At 72.8% G+C, this 20690-nt stretch carries 15 protein-coding genes and 1 pseudogene; 14 read left to right on the forward strand and 2 right to left on the reverse strand.

The features are described 5' to 3' along the window. Positions 1–925: pseudogene (locus ACWGR4_RS24770) on the forward strand (hypothetical protein); the annotation flags it as partial. A gap of 185 nt (positions 926–1110) precedes the next feature. Beyond that, positions 1111–2388 (forward strand): DUF3533 domain-containing protein, encoded by a 1278-nt coding sequence (locus tag ACWGR4_RS24775; protein ID WP_452134000.1) that lies wholly within the window; start codon positions 1111–1113, stop codon positions 2386–2388. 22 nt (positions 2389–2410) lie between these two features. Here ACWGR4_RS24775 and ACWGR4_RS24780 read toward each other — a convergent pair whose 3' ends face one another. Further along, the gene (locus tag ACWGR4_RS24780; RefSeq protein WP_380007110.1) at positions 2411–3151 is read right to left on the reverse strand and encodes a TetR/AcrR family transcriptional regulator; all 741 of its coding nucleotides are present in this window, start codon (positions 3149–3151) and stop codon (positions 2411–2413) included. A 205-nt stretch (positions 3152–3356) separates the two neighbouring features. Between ACWGR4_RS24780 and ACWGR4_RS24785 the strand changes: the two genes are divergently transcribed. The 5 genes from ACWGR4_RS24785 to ACWGR4_RS24805 are packed head-to-tail and all read left to right on the forward strand — an operon-like array spanning position 3357 to position 10490. Continuing rightward, complete coding sequence (locus ACWGR4_RS24785) at positions 3357–5099, forward strand: FAD-dependent monooxygenase (protein ID WP_452133999.1); 1743 nt, start codon at positions 3357–3359, stop codon at positions 5097–5099. Positions 5100–5133: 34 nt separating this feature from the next. Next, entirely contained in the window at positions 5134–5733 is a 600-nt protein-coding gene (locus tag ACWGR4_RS24790) for a VOC family protein (protein ID WP_380007116.1), read from the forward strand. Next, complete coding sequence (locus tag ACWGR4_RS24795) at positions 5730–9332, forward strand: indolepyruvate ferredoxin oxidoreductase family protein (protein ID WP_452134239.1); 3603 nt, start codon at positions 5730–5732, stop codon at positions 9330–9332. Before ACWGR4_RS24790 ends, ACWGR4_RS24795 begins: the two co-directional genes overlap by 4 nt. Then, complete coding sequence (locus ACWGR4_RS24800) at positions 9295–9630, forward strand: Dabb family protein (protein ID WP_452129784.1); 336 nt, start codon at positions 9295–9297, stop codon at positions 9628–9630. Before ACWGR4_RS24795 ends, ACWGR4_RS24800 begins: the two co-directional genes overlap by 38 nt. An 8-nt stretch (positions 9631–9638) precedes the next feature. Then, positions 9639–10490 (forward strand): fumarylacetoacetate hydrolase family protein, encoded by an 852-nt coding sequence (locus tag ACWGR4_RS24805; protein ID WP_452129783.1) that lies wholly within the window; start codon positions 9639–9641, stop codon positions 10488–10490. A gap of 59 nt (positions 10491–10549) precedes the next feature. Here ACWGR4_RS24805 and ACWGR4_RS24810 read toward each other — a convergent pair whose 3' ends face one another. Continuing rightward, entirely contained in the window at positions 10550–11671 is a 1122-nt protein-coding gene (locus ACWGR4_RS24810; RefSeq protein WP_452129782.1) for an acyl-CoA dehydrogenase family protein, read from the reverse strand. An 828-nt stretch (positions 11672–12499) separates the two neighbouring features. Between ACWGR4_RS24810 and ACWGR4_RS24815 the strand changes: the two genes are divergently transcribed. The 7 genes from ACWGR4_RS24815 to ACWGR4_RS24845 all read left to right on the forward strand — a co-directional run bounded on the left by ACWGR4_RS24815 (position 12500) and on the right by ACWGR4_RS24845 (position 20687). Next, positions 12500–13537 (forward strand): dipeptidase, encoded by a 1038-nt coding sequence (locus ACWGR4_RS24815; protein WP_452129781.1) that lies wholly within the window; start codon positions 12500–12502, stop codon positions 13535–13537. Positions 13538–13599: 62 nt separating this feature from the next. Continuing rightward, entirely contained in the window at positions 13600–14691 is a 1092-nt protein-coding gene (locus ACWGR4_RS24820; protein ID WP_380007442.1) for a M20 family metallopeptidase, read from the forward strand. After that, positions 14688–15488, forward strand: coding sequence for a GNAT family N-acetyltransferase (locus tag ACWGR4_RS24825; RefSeq protein ID WP_380007135.1), 801 nt, complete (start codon positions 14688–14690; stop codon positions 15486–15488). Before ACWGR4_RS24820 ends, ACWGR4_RS24825 begins: the two co-directional genes overlap by 4 nt. A 43-nt stretch (positions 15489–15531) precedes the next feature. Beyond that, positions 15532–16632, forward strand: a complete 1101-nt coding sequence (gene menC, locus ACWGR4_RS24830; protein ID WP_380007138.1) for an o-succinylbenzoate synthase — start codon at positions 15532–15534, stop codon at positions 16630–16632. Positions 16633–17033: 401 nt separating this feature from the next. After that, a complete protein-coding gene (locus tag ACWGR4_RS24835; protein WP_452129780.1) occupies positions 17034–17354 on the forward strand; it encodes a hypothetical protein in 321 nt (106 codons plus the stop codon). 217 nt (positions 17355–17571) lie between these two features. Further along, positions 17572–19548, forward strand: coding sequence for a LodA/GoxA family CTQ-dependent oxidase (locus tag ACWGR4_RS24840; RefSeq protein WP_452129779.1), 1977 nt, complete (start codon positions 17572–17574; stop codon positions 19546–19548). Continuing rightward, a complete protein-coding gene (locus ACWGR4_RS24845; RefSeq protein ID WP_452129778.1) occupies positions 19545–20687 on the forward strand; it encodes a tryptophan 7-halogenase in 1143 nt (380 codons plus the stop codon). Before ACWGR4_RS24840 ends, ACWGR4_RS24845 begins: the two co-directional genes overlap by 4 nt. Positions 20688–20690: the final 3 nt, after the last annotated feature.

Genomic DNA, 20690 nt, shown 5'->3' on the forward strand with positions numbered 1-20690 from the left:
CATGCTGCTCAAGACCAGCGGCATGACCTACAAGAAGTACCGCACGGCCACGCTCAGCTCGGCCAAGACGCTCGACCCGACCTGCGCGCTGTTCAACAAGACCAAGGCCGCCTGGGACGCGATCAGCGTGCCCGCGCAGACCGGTGACCCGACCTGCACCGGCGGTCCCGCGCAGAACGACTTCTCCATGAGCTTCAACCCGAACTCGGGTACCGTACAGCCCGGTTCGTCGATCACCGCGACCCTGGGCACGACCGTCACCTCGGGTAACGCGCAGTCGGTCTCGCTGACCGCGGCCGGGCAGCCGGGCGACGTCACCGTGGCCCTGAGCCCGAACCCGATCCAGTCCGGCGCCTCCTCGACGCTGACCGCGACGGCCGCGGCGGGCGCCGCGAACGGCACCTACGTGATCACCGTCACCGGTACCGGGCCCAACGCCACGCACACCGCCCAGTACACCCTGACCGTCGGCACCGGCGGCCCGGGCGGCGACGCGATCAAGAACGGCGGCTTCGAGGACGGCACCGCCAACTGGACGCAGAGCGCGAACGACATCACCAACAGCTCGCAGAACGCGGCACACGGCGGCACCTGGTACGCGTGGATGATGGGCTACGGCTCCACCGCCACCGAGACCCTGTCGCAGTCCAACGTCGCGATCCCCAACACCGCCGCACCCACGCTGAAGGTGTGGATCAAGACCACGACCCAGGAAACGGGGTCCACGGTCTACGACACGCTCAAGGTGCAGATCAACGGCACCACCCTCGCCACCTACTCCAACGTCGGCGCCACCGGTGCCTACGTGCAGCGCACGGTGAACCTGAGCGCCTACAAGGGCCAGACGGTCACCCTGCAGTTCGCGGGCGCCGAGGACTCGTCGCTGACCACCACGTTCCTCGTGGACGACGTGACGATCTCCTGACCGCGCGCGGCCGATGACGGCCCTGCTTCCGGCGCCCCACGCCGGGAGCAGGGCTTTCGGGCGTACCGAGCGTGTTCGCGGGTTTGGCCGCCCGCCGATCCGGCGACCATCTCGCCCACGGTGGCCGTCCCCCGCGCGGGCGGGCGCGCGGCGGCCGGACCGCTACGCCGCGCGTCTGGAGAACGATGGCCTCGAATCAGTCCGTGCCCTGGGTCGGCGCGTGGCGGGTGCTGCGCAATCCGCGGATCTGGGTGGGCCCGTCGATCATCATCGGCCTGCTGGCCTTCCTGCTGTCGATGCTCTACATGGGCGGCATCCTCGATCCGCGCGGGGACCTGCGCAAACTGCCGATCGGCGTGGTCGACGCGGATCGCGGCGCCGGGGACGGCACGCCGAGCCTGGGCTCGCGGATCACCGCCGGGATCGCGGCCTCCCCCGGCGGCGCGGTGTCGTGGAAGCGGCTGGACGAGGCGGCGGCCCGCCGGGACCTGGCCTCGGGCAAGCTGTACGGGGCGATCCTGGTGCCGGCCGGCTTCACCGCGTCGGTGGCGGCACTGAACACGCCCGCGCCCAACCCGCCCGCACCGACCCGCCCGACGATCCTGGTGCTGACCAACCCGGGCGTGGGCAGCCTGGCCTCGTCGCTGGCCACGTCCATCGCGCAACAGGCCGTGCACGGCGCGTCGTTGCAGCTCGGCGCGACGCTGAGCGCGAGCACGCCGACCGGGCCGGACACCGCCGCCGGCCGGCTGCTGCGCGCCGATCCGATCGCCGCCGTCGTGACGGTCGGCCACGGCATCGGCCCCCGCACCGGCCTGGGTCTGACCGCGTTCTACTACACGCTGCTCCTGGTGCTCGCGGGTTTCCTGGGCGGCAACATCATCGGCAACATGGTCGACGTCGCGCTGGGCTACGTGGCGAGCGAGATCGGCCCGTGGCGTACCGAGCGACCACTGGTGCACATCACCCGTACGCACACCCTCGCGGTCAAGTGCACGATGTCGGCGGTGTTGTCCATGCTGACCGCCACCCTGATCATGGTGGCCACCGTCGGGATCCTGGACATGGACGCCGCGCACCTGCCGCTGCTCTGGATCTTCTCGGTCTGCGCGACCACCGCGGTCGGTATCGGCGTCCAGGCGATCAACGCGGCCTTCGGCGGAATCGGCCAGTTGGTGAGCATGTTCGTGTTCATCGTGCTGGCGCTGCCCTCGTCCGGCGCGACCATCCCGCTCCAGGCGCTGCCGCCGTTCTACCGGGTGTTGTCGGTCTTCGAGCCGATGCGCCAACTCGGCGACGGTGTCCGGGCCATCCTGTATTTCGACGCCCGCGCCGACGCGGGACTGACTCGGGCCTGGATCGGGATCGGGTTCGGGATCGTCGCCGGACTGGTCTTCGGTTTCGCGATGACCACCTACTACGACCGCAGACAACTGCACCGCATCCCACCGAAGACCGACTAGTCGGCAGCGGGTCCGGCTCGGCTCAGGCCGCCCGGTGCAACTCCCTGAGCATCGCGGAGATGTCCGCGTGCCCGCCCTCCACGCTCCGCAACCCGGCGATCAGCGTATCGACGGCCAGTTGCACGATGTCGTCGACGGGGACGTCGCCGTGGGCCAGCCAGTCCAGGCTGATCTCGTCCAGGTATCCCACCCAGCCGCGCAGCGCCGCGCGCAGGATCGGCGGCGGTGGTGTCTCGGATTCGAGGTCGAACAGTTCCAACACCAGGTCCACACCCGCCTGCCGGGCGGACTCGAAGATCCGCCGCACGTCCGCGTCGCCCAAGCCGGGGCGCATGAAGCCGATGAACGTCTGGGTGTGGCTGCCGATGTACTCGAAGTGGCGCCGGACCATGCCGTACAGGCGCGCCTCGGCGGTGACCTCGTCGGGGCGGGCGCGCTGGTACTCCTGGATGTCCCGGGCCACCTGGCCGAGCGCCTCCAGGTAGATCCCGCGCTTGTCCTTGAAGTAGTAGAAGAGCAGGCCGTGCGCGACACCCGCGGCGTCGGCGATGTCGGCGATGAAGATGTCCTCGTAGGGCCGCTCCGAGAAGAGCGCGACCGCCGCTTCGAGCAGTTGCCGACGGCGCTCGCCGCGCCGACCGGTGCCGGGGCCCGTGCCCGTGCCCAGCCGGTTCGACGTGCGCTTCTTCGCCGGCGCGACCGCCGCCGCGGCGCGTTTGCCGGCTCGCGGTCGAGCCGCCTTTTCCTCTGCTCCCTCAGCCATTCGTCGAGCATATCGAGCCGCGCGGAGTCGTCCGCATGAACTCTTTGACTTGAAATCAAAGTCTGGTTAACGTTGCGGCCACATCGACGGACGGCGTCCGGCCGAGGTGGCTCGACGACGCGCTCCATGCCGCTCGATGCCCCTCGGCCGGTGTCGCTCGGCGCCGCACGACGACGGCGCGTGACCAAGACAATGGGGAGTGCCGATGACCGTGGCAGACGTGGACGTGCTGGTGGTGGGCGCCGGTCCGGCGGGTCTGAGTACCGCCGTGCTGCTCGGGCGACTGGGCATCTCGACCCGGGTCGTCGAGCGCCGGGCGGCCGGCTCCGCCCACCCCAAGGCACACGTGGTCAACGCCCGCACGATGGAGCTGTTCCGTCAGTGGGGCGTCGCCGACGAGGTACGCGACGCCGCGCTGCCGCTCGACCGGGGCATCGGCGTCGGGTGGGTGACCCGACTGACAGGGATCGAGATCGGTCGGATCACCGCGGCCGACGCGCCCGACGAGTGGGACCGGATGTGCGCCGATTCGAGCGAGGCGCTGGTGTCCTGCCCACAGGACCGGATCGAGCCGATCCTGCTCGCGGCGGCCCGGCGACTCGGCGTACGGGTGGACTTCGGCGTCGAGGCGACCGGGCTCGGGCAGACCCCGGCCGGCGTCGACGTGCGGGTGCGGCACGCGGCCGACGGCGGTACGGAGACGGTGCGGGCCCGCTACGTGGTGGCTGCCGACGGGGCCCGCAGCCCGGTCCGCGAACTCCTGGCCATCGGCAACGACGCGGTCGCCCCGGTCGGACACCTGCTCAACGCCTATGTCGACGCCGACCTCGGCCCGTACACCGGCGGCCGGCCGTACGCGCTGTGGTGGATCCTCAACGCCCGAACGCAGGGCGCGATGATCGCCCTCGACGGCAAACGGCGCTGGACCTACAACTTCGCGTTCGACCCGGAGCGGGAGAGCATCGCCGACTACCCGCCCGAGCGCTGCGCGGAGCTGTTCCGCGAGGCGGTGGGCGTGCCCGACCTCGCGGTCACGGTGCGCAGCGTGCTGCCGTGGAAGCTGGAGATCGCCATCGCCGAGCGGTTCCGGGCCGGCCGGGTCTTCCTCGTCGGCGACGCGGCGCACCGCTTCCCGCCCACCGGCGGCTTCGGGATGAACACCGGCATCCAGGACGCGCACAACCTGGCCTGGAAACTGGCCGCCGTACTGCGGGGGTGGGCGGGCGAGGAGCTGCTCGCCGGCTACGAGGACGAGCGTATGCCGGTGGCCCGGGTCAACGCCGCGCAGAGCATGCGCAACGCGGAGCGGATGGCGGGCACCGGCGCGCTGTTCACCGATCCCTCGGTGCTGGCCTCGATCGAGGACGCCGCCGGGAAGGACCTGCGCGCCGCGCTGGCCGCGGGGATCCCGGCGCAGCGGGACCACTTCCTGTTCCAGGGGCAGACGTTCGGGCACGTGTACCGGTCGGCGGCGGTGGTGCCAGACGGCACGCTCGCGCCGCGCTCGACGGTCGCGGAGTACCGGATGGAGGCGCACCCCGGCGCGCTCGCGCCGCATACGTGGTTCCGCACGCCCGAGGGTGCGCGGCGGGCCACGGTCGACCTGTCGGCCGACACGTTCGTGCTGCTCGCGGGCGCCGAGGGGCGGGCCTGGGTCGAGGCGGCCGACGTCGCCTCGCGTCGGCTCGGCGTACCGATCGCGGCGTTTCGGGTCGGCGCGGACGGCGACCTGGTCGCGGAGGCGGACGGGTGGCGACACGTGTGGGGGATCACCCCGCACGGGTGCGTACTGGTCCGCCCCGACGGCCACGTCGCGCTGCGTGTGCCGGGCGCGGGAGCGGACGGTGTGGCGGACCTGATCCCGGCACTGCGCGCCGTCCTCGGCCGCCGCGCCGAGGCGGAAGCCCCGGCCGACACCCTCGATCCGGCCGATCCCGCCTTCCCCTGAACGGCTTTCCCACCACACCGAGAGGGATACGACGATGACTCCCAAGCTGCGCCTGGCGCACACCGTGTTGCAGACAAACCGCAAGCCCGAGATGTGCGACTGGTACGTGCGCGCGCTCGACGCCCACGTGGTGCACGAGACCGAGATGATCACCTTCCTGACCTTCGACGAGGAGCACCACCGGCTCGGCCTGATCGCCGCCCCGGTCCCGTTCGAGGAGCGCACGCCGATGACCGTCGGACTCGCGCACACCGCCTACACGTTCGCGAGCCTCGCCGACCTGCTCGACCGGTTCGCCGTGCTGCGCGCGGCCGGTGTCCGCCCGCACGTGTGTGTCGCGCACGGCCCGACCACCTCGCTGTACTACCGCGACCCCGACGGCAACACGGTCGAGTTGCAGATCGACAACTTCGCCGGCGCCGAGGAGACCACCGCATACCTCACCGGGCCCGAGTTCACCGCCGATCCGGTCGGTCCGGCGTTCGACCCCGACCGACTGCTCGCCGACTACGAGCGTGGTGTCCCGATCGCCGAACTCACCACGCGGACCTGGGCGGCGGCCGGAGCCGTACACAGCCACCCGCTGCTCGCGCTGACCGGCGACGAACCCGCCCGACCGGTATCCGCCGAATGACCGCCATCTCCGTCGACCCGCCGCGTCGACCCGGGGCGCCGACCGCCCCGCGGGCAGCGGCCGACGCCGCTGCCCGCGGTGACCGCAGCGCGTCCGACGACCGGTTCGGCGCGCCGGACGGGCGGGTCCTGCTGTCCGGCGTGCAGGCCCTGGTTCGGCTGATCCTGGACCAGCGCCGGGCCGACGCCGCCGCGGGGGCGAACACCCGGGCCTACGTATCCGGCTATCAGGGCTCGCCGTTGGGCACCGTCGACCTGGAGTTCGCCGGGCAGTCCCGGCTCCTCGACGAACTGGGGATCGTCTTTCGGCCCGGCGTCAACGAGGAGTTGGCGGCGACCGCCGTCGCGGGCAGCCAGCTCGCCGCCGGGCACGACGACGGCACGGTCGACGGCGTCCTGGGCGTCTGGTACGGCAAGTCGCCGGGCGTCGACCGCGCCGCCGACGCGATCCGGCACGGCAACCTGGTCGGCACCGGGCCGGCCGGCGGCGTACTGATGCTGGTCGGCGACGATCCGGCGGCCAAGTCCTCCACCGTGCCCGGCGCCTCGGAGGCACTGCTCGCCGCGCTCGGCGTACCGGTGTTCTCGGCCGGGGACATCCAGGAGCTGCTCGACCTGGGCCGGCACGCCATCGCGTGTTCGCGCGAGTCGGGCCTGTGGACCGCGCTCAAGGTGGTCACCCGGGTCGCCGACGCCACCGCGACCGTCGACGTGGGCGGCGAGCACGCACCCGACGGGCCGCCGGCCGGGCCCGGACACACGCCCGACGCGATGATGATCGGCCCACGACTGCTCGCCATGGAACGCGATCTGGTCGAGACCAGGCTCGCCCGGGCCCGCGCCTACGGCCGACGGCACGCGCTGACCCGGCTCACCTCGCCGGCGCCCGACGCACGCCTCGGCGTGGTCACCGCCGGTACCGCGTACCACGATCTGCGCCAGGCCATGGATCATCTCGGCGTCGAGGACGCGCTGGTGCGGGTGCTCAAGGTGGGCATGATCCACCCGATCGACACCGAGGCGGTGCGCGAGTTCGCGGTCGGCCTCGACGAGGTGCTGGTCCTGGAGGAGAAGGGCCCGTTCCTGGAGCCGCTGGTCAAGGAGGCGTTGTACGGCGCGCCGAGCACCCCGACGGTGACCGGCAAGCACGACCCGACCGGCGCGGCACTGGTCCCGCTCGCCGGCGTGCTGGACGCGGGCGTGGTCTCCAGGGTGCTCACCACCCGGCTGCTCGCGCATCACGATCTGCCCGACCTGCGCGCCGGCGGCGAGCCGGTCCCCGCCGCCCGGCGCACGCTGCTGCCACTGGTGAACCAGCGCACCCCGTTCTTCTGTTCGGGCTGCCCGCACAACATTTCGACGAAGGTGCCGGCCGGCACCCTGGTCGGCGCGGGCATCGGCTGCCACGGCATGGTCACGGTCAATCCGCAGGACCACGGCGAGATCACCGGCCTGAGCCAGATGGGCGGCGAGGGGGCGCACTGGATCGGCATGGCGCCGTTCCTGGCCCGGCCGCACCTGGTGCAGAACATCGGCGACGGCACGTTCGCGCACTCCGGCTCGCTGGCCGTGCGCGCCGCGGTGTCGGCGGGGGTGAACATCACCTACAAGCTGTTGTATAACGACGCCGTCGCGATGACGGGCGGCCAGACCGCCCAGGGCCGGCTGTCGGTGCCGGCGATCACCCGCCTCCTGGAGGCCGAGGGGGTGCGCCGGATCGTGATCACCACCGAGGACGTGAAGCGGTATCGGCGGGTTCGCCTCGCACGCATCGCATCGGTCCGGCCCCGCGAGGAACTGGACGCGGTGCAGCGCGAGTTGGCGGCGCTGTCCGGGGTGACCGTGCTGATCCACGACCAGTTGTGCGCGATCGAGAAGCGCCGCAAGCGGAGGCGTGGCGAACTCGCCGATCCGGCCGAGCGGGTGTTGATCAACGAGGCGATCTGCGAGGGCTGCGGCGATTGCGGCGCCACGTCGGGCTGCCTGTCGGTCGAGCCGGTGTCGACCGAGTTCGGCCGCAAGACCCGGATCCACCAGTCCTCCTGTACCAAGGACTTCTCCTGTCTGCGCGGCGACTGCCCGGCGTTCCTGACCGTCCGGCCCGGGCGCAGCCGCTCCCGGCCGGCCGGGTCGTCCAAGCCGTCCGGGCCGTCCGGGCCCGCCGCGCCCGCCGGCCGACTGCCCCAGCCGCCCGAACTGCCGCTCCCGCAGCCGCGCGTGGGCACCGACGACCTCCGGATTCGCCTGGTCGGCATCGGCGGCACCGGGGTGGTCACCGTCGCCCGGGTCCTCGGCGCCGCGGCGGCGCTGGCCGGTCTGCACACCGCCGGGCTTGACCAGACCGGGCTGAGCCAGAAGGCCGGTCCGGTGGTGTCCGACCTGCGGATCTCGGCCACGCCGGTAACCGGCTCGGCAACCGTGTCGACCGGTGGTGTCGATCTGCTGCTCGGCCTCGACGTGCTCGGCACCGCGGCGGCGGCCAACCTGGCCAACGCGAACCCCGAACGCACGGTGGCCGTGATCGACACCGGCCTGGCCCCGACCGGCCGGATGGCCACCGACGTCACCACACCCGCGCCCGATCCCGCCGCCGCCCTCGCGGTGATCGACGCACACACGCGGGCGGCGGACAACATCCGGATCGACGCGCGCGATCTCGCCGAGCGGGTCTTCGGCGACCACCTGCCCGCGAACGTGATCATGCTGGGCGCGGCCTGGCAACACGGCCTGCTGCCGGTCCCGTTGGCGACGATCGAGGAGGCGTTCCGGCGCAACGGCACCGCTGCCGAGCGTAATCTGCTCGCGTTCGGCTGGGGTCGCGCGGCGGTCGCCGCCCCGGAGGCGGTGGGCGAACTGCGCCGATCGCACGACGGCGAACCGCGGCTCACGGCGGTGGCCGCCGCCCTGGTCGAGCGGGTCGCCGACGCCTCGGGCGAGTTGCGCAGGCTGCTGACCATCCGGGTGCCGGAGCTGATCGCCTATCAGGACGCCGACTACGCCCGGCGCTACGTCGACGTGGTCGCCCGGGCGCACGCGGTGGCGGCCCGGCGGCTCGCGGGCGACACCGCGCCGGCCGAGGCGGTGGCCCGGGGGTTGTTCAAGCTGATGGCCTACAAGGACGAGTACGAGGTGGCCCGCCTGCATCTGGCCTGGCTGGTCGAGTCCTCCGCCGACGAGACGTTCGCGATCCACCTGCACCCGCCGGTGCTTCGGGCCATGGGCATGAACCGCAAGATCCGCCTGGGTCCGTGGAGCACCCCGCTGTTTCGCGTGTTGTACGCCGGTCGCCGGCTGCGCGGCACCCGACTCGACCCGTTCGGGCCCGCCGCGGTGCGCCGCACCGAGCGGGAGTTGGTCACGGAGTACATCGAGCATGTGCGCCACGCACTCGACCGGCTCACCCCCGAGACCCGGGACGTGGTCCTGGAACTGTGCGAACTCCCGGACACGGTACGCGGATACGAGCAGATCAAGCTGGCCGGCGTGGCCCGCTTCCGCGAGCGGGCCCGAGTGCTGCGCGCCCGGCTCGCCGACCCCACCCCATCGACCGCCGGAGCCGAACATGCTGCTGCACCTGGTACTCGCCACATGGAAGCCTGACGTGCGCGCCGAGGACGTCGCGGAACTCGTCGCGTCGGTGCGCCGGTTCGCCGACGACATCCCCGAAGTGCTGCTCGTCCGGGCCGGCGCCGACCTGGAGATCCAGGAGCACAACGCCGATTTCGGAATGGCGGCGGTCTTCGCGGACCCCTCGGCGCTGGGTGCCTTCGCCGCGCATCCCGCACATCTCGCGGTGTCGCAACGGCTGGCCACGATGGTCGCCTCGGTCACCCGCCTGCAATTCCCGCTCGCCGACGACGACCCGATCATCGGCCGGCCCGACCCCGTGAAGGCGTGAGGAGCCCCATGCGTACCGCGACGATCGACGACCGCCTGTACATCCTGGTGGACGCAGGCGCGATCGACGTACACACCACGAGCGGCGGCCGGTTCGCCCCGGACCCCGACGCCGCGTTCGAGCACTGGGACCGGCTGCGGGACTGGGCGGACACCCTCGATCCGGCGCGGGCCGTGCCGGTGGACGGGGCCCGGGTGGGGGCACCCGTGCGGCGGCCTCGGCAGGTGTTCGCCGTGGGGGCCAACTATCGCGACCACGCCGCCGAGGCGGGCTTCGAGATCCCGGCCTCACCCGTGGTGTTCGGCAAGTTCCCGAGTTGTCTGACCGGACCGTACGACCCGGTGACGCTGACCGGCGCGACGGTGGACTGGGAGGTGGAACTGGTCGTGGTCGTCGGCCGGTTCGCGCGCCATGTCGCCGCCGAGGACGGTTGGGCGTACGTGGCCGGGTTGACGGTGGGTCAGGACCTGTCCGACCGTACGGTGCAGTTCGACGGGCCGATCCCGCAGTTGTCCCTGGCCAAGTCCTGCCCCGGGTTCGGGCCGCTCGGCCCGGCGCTGGTCACCCCGGACGAGTTCGCCGACCCCGACGACCTGCGGCTCGGCTGCTCGATCGACGGCACCACGCTCCAGGACGGCCGTACCCGCGACATGGTCTTCCCCGTACCGGAGCTGATCGCCCGGTTGTCGGCGCACTGCACGCTGCTGCCCGGCGACCTGATCTTCACCGGCACTCCCGCCGGGGTCGGCGCGGTCCGTCGGCCGCCGCGCTTCCTGCGTCCCGGCGAGACACTGGTCAGCCACGTCGAGGGCATCGGCGAACTCCGCAACCCGATGGTGGCGCCGCCGACCCGGCCGTGACCACCCCGACCGGCGGCCCGCTCCGGCGGGGTCCGCCGGTCGGGTGCGTGCCGGTTCGATCAGGGGCCCACCGCGGCGAGCCCGGCGGTGTCGCGGCGAGCGGCCCGCGGGGCGCCGCCCGTTCCGGTCGGGGTCGCTCGGCGGTGCAGGGTCGCGGCCTCGCGGGCGTAGCGGTGCACCGGGAACTCGTCGGCCGCCGCGCCGAGGATCCGTACCGCCGTCGTGCTCGTCTCCATCGCGGCCTCCACGGCGACCAGTTCGGCCACCGACGCCTGGCGGGTGTACGACAGGCCGGCGTCGCGGCGGCGGGCGGCGTCCAGGTACATCGCCCGGGCCGAATCGATCGCACCCGCGCATTCGGCCAGGACCCCGCGGTCGGGTCGGGCGGCGCAGTCGGTCGCGATCTCCAGCGCCGCCTGGGCCAGGCCGGTCGCACACGCCGCCGCGCCGAGCCGCCCGGCGTCCAGGATCTCGAACGCGATCCGCAGGCCCCGGTCCCGGACGCCGATCAGCCGTTCGGGTTCCAGGTACACGCCGTCCCAGTAGGCGGTGGTGGTCGGGAAGGCGCGCAGCCCGAGCGACTGCTCGGGCGGGCCGAAGTAGAGGTATTCGTCGGCGCCGGGCGCCAGGAAGCACGAGACGTCGGGCCGCGCCGGGCCGGTGCGGGCGAACACGATGTGGAAGTGCGCCCGGCCGCCGTGCGCCAGTTCGACCTGGGTGCCCACCATCAGGTGGCCGCCCCTGGTCCGCTCGGCCCGACAGGCCACTGCCGACGGGTCGGCGCCCACGTGCGGCTCGGCACGGCCGTGGCCGCCGATCAGCGCGCCGTCGAACATTCCCGGCAACCACTGCTCGCGCTGCGCGTCGGTGCCGTGCACGGCCGTCGGCAGGCACGCCAGCGTGTGTACGTGTACCGCATCGGCGAGCCCCACCCAGCGCGCGGCCAACTCCTCCAGGACCTGGAGGTAGACCTCGTACGGCTGGCCGGCACCCCCATAGCGCACGGGGTAGGGCAGCCCGGAAAGCCCGGCCCGGCCGAGCGCGCGGAACAACCCCGTGGGGTAACGCGCCTCGGCCTCACAGGCGCCGGCCCGAGGCGTGAGCTCCCGATCCGCGAACGCCCGCGTGCGGGCGATCAGGTCATGGGCGGCATCAGAGGGGAGCAAACGGTCGACAGGCACGGGCGCCTCCCAGGGCCGACGGACGGCCCGGCCAGAAATCCGGGTCGGACGCCGAACCCGCACGACACCCCCCGCACCGGAGCCGCCCGAACCAACCCCGGGAAGCCCGGGACACGTGGGCACGGTAGAGCGCCGGCCCCCACCCACGGATCGTCCACCACGACAAACCCGACCCCCCTCCTTTGTCGCCCCCACCCACCTCCGGCCCCACCGGCCGCCCGGCCCGCACCCCGGCGTCGGTGGGCACCGCCCTCCCGCACACCCACCGACCACCCACAACATCCCACCGAACTCCCACCCAAACCCCGGTCGCCCCCACACCCCCGCCCGCCACCCATGGAAACCCGCCCCTCCACCACCGCACTCCCACCGAACCGCGCCCAACCTCACCCCACGCCCCCACCGCCTTCCGCCATGCATCCGCCGCCGGACGCGGCACCCCCTCGTCGTCCCGCCCACTTCGCACGTACCCCCGTCGCCCTCCACCGGCCCCGCCCGCACCCCTCGCGCCCCCACCCGCGCCGCCGGCCTCACCCGCCGCGTCCACTCCCCGCCCGGCTTGGCCGGCCGCCCGCCCAGGGCTCCCGTGCCCCACCCCCGCGCCCTCGCGGCTCTCTACCGCACGCCCGGCGCGCCTCCGGCCGCCCCCGCCGCGGTGCCCGTGGGCTCTTGTCCGCCCCCGGGGAGTGCGCAAGCGTTCGGAGGGGGTGTGTCGTCGTGGCTTTGTGCCCGGTTACGGAAACCATCGACAGCATTGGTCATTCGGACGAAGCACCCGGTGCGCGCCGCCGCCTAGCGTCGCTGACACACCGACCGGAAGGATTCGACATGGGTTCCGACCTGCACACCCGCGCCGTCGTCGCGGATACGCACAACGACCTGTTGATGGCGGTGGTCGAGCGACCACCCGGACGTTGGGCGAGCTTCTTCCGCGAGCAGTGGTTGCCGCAACTCCGCGAGGGCGGGGTGGACGTACAGGTGCTGCCGGTCTTCGTGGACGACCAGTTCCGGCCCGAGGGGGCGCTGCGCCGCACGCTGCGCATGGTCGAGTGCGCGCACGCCATCGCCGAGGGCAACCCGGACGACGTGCGCCTGTGCCTGAACGGCGACGACATCGACGCGGCGCTGGCCGAGGGCCGGATCGCCCTCGTCCTGGCCCTGGAGAGCGCCCCCGGCGTGGACGCCGACCTGGAGCTGTTCCGCACCCTGTACCGCCTCGGCGTCCGGGTCGCCTCGATCGCGCACTGGGGCCGCTCCCCGCTCGGCGACGGCAGCGGCGAAGACGCCACCGGCAGCCGGCTCACCCACGCCGGCGTCGAGGCGCTGCGCGAGATGGAGCGCCTGGGCATCGTCTTCGACATCTCCCACCTGGGTGCCTCCGGCGTCGCACACGTATTGCAGGAGGCCACCCGCCCGCTGCTCGCCAGCCACTCGGCGGCCCGGGCGCTGTGCGACCACCACCGGAACCTGACCGACGAGCAGATCCGGGGCGTGGCCGCCACGGGCGGTGTCGTGTGCGTCAACTTCGTGCCGGACTTCCTGAGCACCGAGCGCGCCGAGCAGACCATCGACCGCATCGTCGACCACATCGAGCACGTGATCGGCGTGGCAGGCATCGACCACGTCGGGATCGGCCCCGATTTCCTGCGCGAGGTGCTGGCCGACATCACCCCGCCGTGCTGCGAGGGCGTCGACTACACCGGCGTGGACACCTCGACCACCCTGCCGGGCCTGGACGGTCCGGCCGAACTCCCCGCACTGACCGAGGCATTGGTCCGGCGCGGCTTCGGTGAGAAGGAGATCATGGCGATTTTGGGCGGCAACGTACAGCGGCTGTTCCGCGCCGAGTTGGGGCGGGCCCGATGACCGGCCCGACGACCGACCCCACAGGCGCCACGGGCGCCGTCTCCGCCTTCGACACCGACGCCATGCTGGCCGATCTGGCCGAGCTGGTCACGTGCGAGTCCTTCTCCGCCGACCTGGCCGCGGTCGCCCGCAGCGCCGAGGTGGTCGCCGCGCAGGGTGCGCGCCTGCTCGGCGCCCAGCCGCGCCGGATCGTCATCGAAGGCGTGACCCACCTCCAGTGGACCTTCGGCACCCCGCGCGTATTGCTGGTCGGCCACCACGACACGGTGTGGCCGATGGGCTCGCTGATTACCCATCCGTGGTCGGTGCGCGACGGGATCGCCCGGGGGCCGGGGTGCTTCGACATGAAGGCCGGCCTGGTCCAGATCTTCCACGCGCTCGCCTCGCTGGACTCGCTCGACGGGATCGGCGTGCTGATCACCGGCGACGAGGAGGTCGGCTCGACCAGCTCGCGGGAGCTGATCGAGGACGCCGCACGCGGCTGTGCGGCCGCGTTCGTCCTGGAGGCGTCCGCCGACGGCGGCGCGCTCAAGACCGCGCGCAAGGGCGGCTCGCAGTACGAACTGGTCGTGCACGGCAAGGCCGCGCACGCCGGTCTGGAGCCGGAGAAGGGGATCAACGCCGCGATCGAGGCCGCGCACCTGGTGCTCGCCCTCGACGGCCTGGCCGACGTGGTCGACGAGGGGGCGACGGGCGACTGGCGCACCACGGTGACCCCCACGGTGGTGCGGGCGGGCGCGGTGTCCAACACGGTGCCGCCGCACGCGGCGGTGACGGTCGATGTACGGGTGCCCACGCGCAAGGCGCAGGACCGGGTCGACGAGCTGATCCGCGCGCTGCCCACGACCGTGCCGGGTGCCCGGGTCGAGGTATTGGGCGGCGCCAACCGCCCGCCGCTGGAGGACACTTCCTCGCGCGCGCTGTTCGACCTAGCCGGCCTGACCGCGGCCCACCTGGGCCTGCCGCCGCTGCACTCCGCGGCGGTCGGCGGCGCCTCCGACGGCAACTTCACCGCCGGCATCGGCTGCCCCACCCTCGACGGCCTGGGCGCCGTCGGCGGCGGCGCGCACGCCGACCACGAACACGTGATCGTGGCCGAACTGGCTCCGCGTGCCGCGCTGCTCGCGGGCCTGATCGACGCGGTGCGGCGATGAGCGCCCCCGTGCTCAGCGCCCCGGCCATCCGGGAGCTGCACGAGCTCGACGAACTCGAGGCCGTCTGCGCGCTGTTCTGCGAGATCTGGGGCACGCCGGCGAACAACCCGCCGATCAACGTGGAGCAGATGCGCGCGTTGTCGCACGCGGGCAACTACGTCGCCGGCGCATACGCCGACGGCCGGCTCGTCGGCGCGACGGTCGCCTTCTTCGGCGCGCCGACCGCCCGCACCATGCACTCGCACATCACCGGCGCGCTCCCCGGCCACGCGGCGGGCCTGGCGCTGAAGCTGCACCAGCGCGACTGGGCGCTCGATCGCGGCCTGCACCGGATCACCTGGACGTACGACCCGCTGATCGCCCGCAACGCGCACTTCAACCTGGCCAAGCTCGGCGGTGTGATCGACGCCTACCTGCCCAACTTCTACGGCACCGTGGACGACGCGATCAACGCCGGCACCGACACCGACCGCGCCATGGTCGGCTGGGACCTGGCCGAACCGCGCGTGGTCGCCGCGGCCCGCCGCGAGTCGATCCCGGTGGTCGTGCCGCCCGGCGCGGTGGCCGCGCTGACCGACCGCGACGGCCGGCCCGCGCTCGGCCGCACCGACGCCGAGGACCTGCTCGTCGGCGTCCCGGCGGACATCGAGAAGTTGCGGCACACCGACCCGGCCACGGCCCGGGACTGGCGACTCGCGCTGCGCGAGGTGCTGGCCGGGTTGCTCGCCGACGGCGCCCGGGTGACCGGCTTCCACGGCCGGTCCCGATACGTGCTCACCCGCAGGCCGGTCGCATGACCTGCCACCGAACCACCTCGAACCGATCAGGAGTCCAGGCACCATGAAGATCAACGCAATCGAACTGCGCCGGATCGCGATGCCGCTGCGCGCGCCGTTCCGCACCTCCTTCGGCGTCGAGACCGCCCGCGACATCGTGCTGGTGCGCGTGGTCACCCCCGAGGGCGAGGGCTGGGGCGAGTGTGTGGCGATGTCCGAGCCGCTGTACAGCTCGGAGTACGTGGACGCCGCGCTCGACGTGCTCAAGCGTTTCCTGATCCCAGCGCTGCCGGAAAAGGTGGACGCGCGGGCGGCGAAGCGGGCGATGAAGCCGTTCAAGGGCCACCGGATGGCGAAGGCGGCGCTGGAGACGGCCGTGCTCGACGCGCAACTGCGGGTCTCCGGCGAGTCGTTCGGCTCCTTCCTGGGCGCGTCGCGCGATCGGGTGCCGTGCGGGGTGTCCGTGGGCATCATGGACTCGATCCCCGAACTCCTGGAGTCGGTCAGCGGGTTCGTCGAGGAGGGCTATGTCCGGATCAAGCTGAAGATCGAGCCGGGCTGGGACCTGGCGCCGGTGCGCGCGGTGCGCGAGCGGTTCGGCGACGACCTGCTGCTCCAGGTGGACGCGAACGCGGCGTACACGCTGGCCGACGCCCGGCAGCTGGCCAAGCTGGACGACTTCGACCTGCTGTTGATCGAACAGCCGCTGGCCGACGACGACCTGGTGCAACACGCCGCGCTGGCCAAGCAGTTGAAGACCCCGGTGTGCCTGGACGAATCGATCGAGTCGGTCGAGCACGCCGCCGCCGCGATCACCCTGGGCGCGGCCTCGATCATCAACGTCAAGCCGGGCCGGGTCGGCGGCTACCTGGAGGCCAAGGCCATCCACGACCTGTGTGTGGCGCACGGCGTGCCGGTCTGGTGCGGCGGCATGTTGGAAACGGGCCTGGGCCGCGCCGCCAACGTCGCCCTCGCCGCGCTCCCCGGCTTCGTGCTTCCCGGCGACACGTCGGCCTCGCGCCGCTACTTCGCCACCGACATCACCACGCCGTTCGAACTCGCCGACGGACACCTCGACGTGCCCACCGGCCCGGGCCTGGGCATCGACCCGATCCAGGACATCCTGGATTCGGTGACCACGTCCAGCGAGTGGATCAAGTTCTGAGACGTCGGGAGCCTTTCCCGAGCGCTCGCTGAACGACCCGCGGCACCCGGACGATCGAACGGTCGTCGGATCACCATCCGATCCGACGACCGGATCGTCCGGGTGCTTCGGCATGCGCATCGGGCGCCGAACGTGTCCACCGGCTCCGGCACGGGGCGCCATCCGCATCATGAGACACGTTGGACGAGGCGTGGCGGGTGTGCGAACTTCGATGTCATGCGGCGTCGGGCGATTATTACCGACGGCGTGCCGACACCGGGCTGACCAGGACGACCATTCCCTGCGGCCCACCGTCCGCACGCAGACCTCTCGCGCTTCGCGAGGGGTCTTTCTGTTTTCTCCGACGGTTCGCCTCGAAACCGCGCACCCTCCCCCCACCCACGACAGGAGCACAGCGACCCATGGTCGACGACGGCACCCAGGTCCTCGATGTCGCTCGGTACGCCCCACCCGCCCCACGGCTCGGCCCACCGGACCGGCCCCGAACCGCCGACCCGGAGATCGCCCACCTGGTGGCCCGCATGCGCCATCACCAAGGCTCGCTGGCCCGGGTCGCCTCCGTCCTCAACAACCACGGCGTCCACCGACTGACCTACACCTCCACCGACCTCGGCGCCGCCACGGTGGAGGTGAGCGTGCATCGGCGCGATGCCGCCCGGGTCGAGGCCAGACTGCGCCGGCTGGTGGAAGTCACCGAGGTGACCCGCCTGTCGGCCGACTGACACGCGCCGCCGTCGGACCCGTGGCCCCGCCCACACCCGGGTGGGGCCACGCCGATTCCCGGATTGTCACCCGACTGGGCCTTGCGCCGGGTATGTGCGGTTGGCCAGCGTGTAGGGGCGCGCGCGACTGGGAGAAGTATCGCGTCGTGGCGAGCGGCCGACCCCCGTGGGCGGGTTCGTCCCGGCGGCGAGGACGCACGACGGCGACGGGAGTGTTGTGAGCGACCGCAACGGCAGCGGCAGGACGGGCGATGCGATCGTCCGGCTACGGATCCACCCGGCCATCGGCATCGCGCGTGTGGGCAACAGCACGCGCCCCGACGGCTGGTTCCTCGGTCCCGAGACGCCGAACCCGCCGGTGTCCCCGGCGGGTTCGTTCAAGGATCCCGACGGCGCGATCAAGCGGCAGGCGGCCCGGTTCCGGCTGTACGGCTACACCGCCGACGGCCGGGTGGTGCGCGAGGTGACCACCGCCGACCCGGGCACCAGGATCACCTGGGGCGTGCACGTGGCCAACCGCAAGGCCGGCTGGTACGAGTTCCATCTGCCGCTGGACATCCCCGACTCCCGCGACCCGGCGGCCAAGCCGTCGGTGCGGCGCAACCCCCGGGTGGCCGACCGGGGTTCGCTGGTGATCGACCCCGGCCGCAAGACCCTCGACGCGGCGAGCGACGCGACCGTGCCGTTCACCGGTGGTCGGTTCCTCGGCCGGGTCGACGTTCCGCTGGGTGAGATGCACGCGGACGAGGCGGGCCGGTTGGTGGTGCTCGGCGGACACGGCACATCCGGCTCCCCCGACCACACACCACTGAACTCGGTCACCAACAACGACGGTTGGTACGACGACATCTCCGACGGGCCGGTCACCGCGATGGTCACCGTCGACGGCATGCCGATCCCGGTGGATCCGGCATGGGTGGTGGTCGCGCCGCCGAACTTCGCGCCCGAGGTACGCACCCTGCGGACCCTGTACGACATGCTCTTCGACGTGTTCGTCTCGACGGGGCAACTGCCGTTCCCGGCCGCGGTCTCCTTCGGCGAGCACATCGAGCCGATCCTGCGCCGGTTCTGCGAACTCCAGTGGGTCAACGCGGGGTTCGCCGCGCAGTTCGGCTGGGCCGGTCCGGAGCACTTCCTCGATCCGGACAACCTGGCCCGGCTCGGGAGCCCGGCGGCCAAGTATCGCGAGTTGCGCCGGCAGGTGTACACGGCGCTGCGCGACTACGGCCGCGACGACAAGTCGCCGATGCCGTGGCCGTGGTTGTACGGGGACGGGATGGCGAGCGTGCCGCGCACGGTGCGGCAATACATGACGTTGTCCCCGACCCAGGACCGGCTGCTGCTCGCGTGGTCGCGGGGCGAGTTCGATCCGGCGCCGTTCCAGGGTCACCCCGCGAGGGTGGAGGACGCGCCGCCCGCCGCGCAGCCCGGGTTGTTGGATCGGGCCGCACTGGACTTCTGTGTGGCCGACGCGTTCCATCCGGGGATCGAGGTGACCTGGCCGATCCGGCACGCGTCGATGTTCGCCGAGCCGTTCCGGATCCTGCCGCGTGCCGAGGGTGCGCCCGATCCCGACTACGGCGACACGCTGACCCCGGACAAGGCGCAGGCCGCCGACGGGCCGTTGCACGCGCAGGGCCCGGGCGATCTGAGCCGTTGGATGGCGGTGCCGTGGCAGACGGACACCGCCGGGTGTCGGGCCGGGTACGAGTCGCAGGCCGGGCTCGGGCCGCGCTACGACCCGTATGTGCCCACGTTCTGGCCGGCTCGCGTGCCGAATCATGTGCTGAAGCAGAGCGACTACGAGAAGGTCAACCGCCCGGACGGCGACGGCTCGGTGGACCGTGAGGCCGCCTTCACGCACCGCGCGGTGTGGTTGCGCGGCCTGACCGGCACCACCCCGCAGGAGCAGCGCCGGCAGATGGTGGACGGCTGGTACAAGCTGGGCATCGTCGAGACCCGCCCCTACACCGTGGGCGACGGGCGTTTCCCGAAGGTGATGCAGGTCGAATCGACGCCCGAGCCGCCGTTCGATCAGGCCGCCGACACCCACAACCTGGTGAACGTGCACGTCCCGGCGCGGATGGAGGTCGAGACGGCGACCGCAGCCGTGGTCGAGGCGATCGGGCGCGACGCGGCGGAGGTGACGGTGGGCTACGTCGACAACATCGACCCCTACCTGGACACCCCGTGACCGGGGCCGGGGCGCCGCCCGGCCGTCGGCGCCACGAGGTGATCGTGGCGGGTGGCGGTCCGGCCGGCGCCTCGGCCGCGATCACCCTGGCCCGGGCCGGTCGTTCGGTCCTGCTCGCCGACGCGGGTTCCGGGCCGCCGGCGATCGGCGAGGCGCTGCCGGCGGCCGCGGGGCGGTTGTTGGCCGACCTGGGCGTGGCCGAGCACGTACCGGGGCCGGGTCACCTGCCCTGCCACGCCATGCGGTCCGTGTGGGGTTCGGCGCACCAAGTCACGGTGTCGGGCATCGCCGACCCGTACGGATCCGGCCGGCACCTGGACCGCGCCCTGTTCGACGCACGGCTGCGCGAGGGCGCCCGGGCGGCGGGCGCGGAGGTGGCCGGGCACACCCGGGTCGGCGCGCCGACGCGGCGACCCGACGGCACGTGGTCGGTACCGCTGCACTGCGGCGATCGGCACGAAGTCGCGGTCTGCGACCGGCTCGTGGACGCGACGGGCCGCCGTGCCGCCATCGCGACCGGCATCGGCGGCGCCCACCGCCGGACCCGGGACGCACTGGTCGCGCTGCACGTGACGCTCCCGGATGTCCCCACGTCGTACACCGACGCAAGCACCCTGGTCGAAGCGGCCCCCGACGGCTGGTGGTACACCGCCCTCGTTCCCGGCAACCGACTCCTGCTCGCCTACTTCACCGACGCGGACGCACCAACTCACGGGGCCGGCAGGGATGTCGCCTTCCGGGCCCACCTCGCCGAGACCACCCACACCGCCGCCCGAGTGGCCGGCGTGCCCTTCCCCCGCGACCTGGCCCCACGCCGCGCCCCCGCCCACGGCGCGCACCTGGACCGCGTCGTCGGCGACGGCTGGATCGCGGTCGGCGACGCCGCCGTGGCCTTCGACCCACTGTCCTCGCAGGGCATCCTCACCGCCCTGTACACCGGCCTGACCGCCGCCGAGGCACTCCACGCGAGCCTCGCGGGCGACCCGGGCGCCCTCGACGTATACCGGGAGCGCATCACCACCCTGCTCGACGCCTACCGCCGCAACCACGGCAACGCCTACGCCGCCGAACAACGCTGGGCCGACCGTCCCTTCTGGCGCCGACGCCAATCCGCGGACCAGGTCGCCGGCCGTTGTTGACTG

The sequence above is a fragment of the Embleya sp. NPDC055664 genome (genome assembly GCF_053618075.1).

Excerpts from the sequence above, each read along its gene's own strand:
- ACWGR4_RS24775 (WP_452134000.1), top strand. The coding sequence starts at position 1,111 with ATGGCCTCGAATCAGTCCGTGCCCTGGGTCGGCGCGTGGCGGGTGCTG.
- ACWGR4_RS24780 (WP_380007110.1), bottom strand. The coding sequence starts at position 3,151 with ATGGCTGAGGGAGCAGAGGAAAAGGCGGCTCGACCGCGAGCCGGCAAA.
- ACWGR4_RS24785 (WP_452133999.1), top strand. The coding sequence starts at position 3,357 with ATGACCGTGGCAGACGTGGACGTGCTGGTGGTGGGCGCCGGTCCGGCG.
- ACWGR4_RS24790 (WP_380007116.1), top strand. The coding sequence starts at position 5,134 with ATGACTCCCAAGCTGCGCCTGGCGCACACCGTGTTGCAGACAAACCGC.
- ACWGR4_RS24795 (WP_452134239.1), top strand. The coding sequence starts at position 5,730 with ATGACCGCCATCTCCGTCGACCCGCCGCGTCGACCCGGGGCGCCGACC.
- ACWGR4_RS24800 (WP_452129784.1), top strand. The coding sequence starts at position 9,295 with ATGCTGCTGCACCTGGTACTCGCCACATGGAAGCCTGACGTGCGCGCC.
- ACWGR4_RS24805 (WP_452129783.1), top strand. The coding sequence starts at position 9,639 with ATGCGTACCGCGACGATCGACGACCGCCTGTACATCCTGGTGGACGCA.
- ACWGR4_RS24815 (WP_452129781.1), top strand. The coding sequence starts at position 12,500 with ATGGGTTCCGACCTGCACACCCGCGCCGTCGTCGCGGATACGCACAAC.
- ACWGR4_RS24820 (WP_380007442.1), top strand. The coding sequence starts at position 13,600 with ATGCTGGCCGATCTGGCCGAGCTGGTCACGTGCGAGTCCTTCTCCGCC.
- ACWGR4_RS24825 (WP_380007135.1), top strand. The coding sequence starts at position 14,688 with ATGAGCGCCCCCGTGCTCAGCGCCCCGGCCATCCGGGAGCTGCACGAG.
- menC (WP_380007138.1), top strand. The coding sequence starts at position 15,532 with ATGAAGATCAACGCAATCGAACTGCGCCGGATCGCGATGCCGCTGCGC.
- ACWGR4_RS24835 (WP_452129780.1), top strand. The coding sequence starts at position 17,034 with ATGGTCGACGACGGCACCCAGGTCCTCGATGTCGCTCGGTACGCCCCA.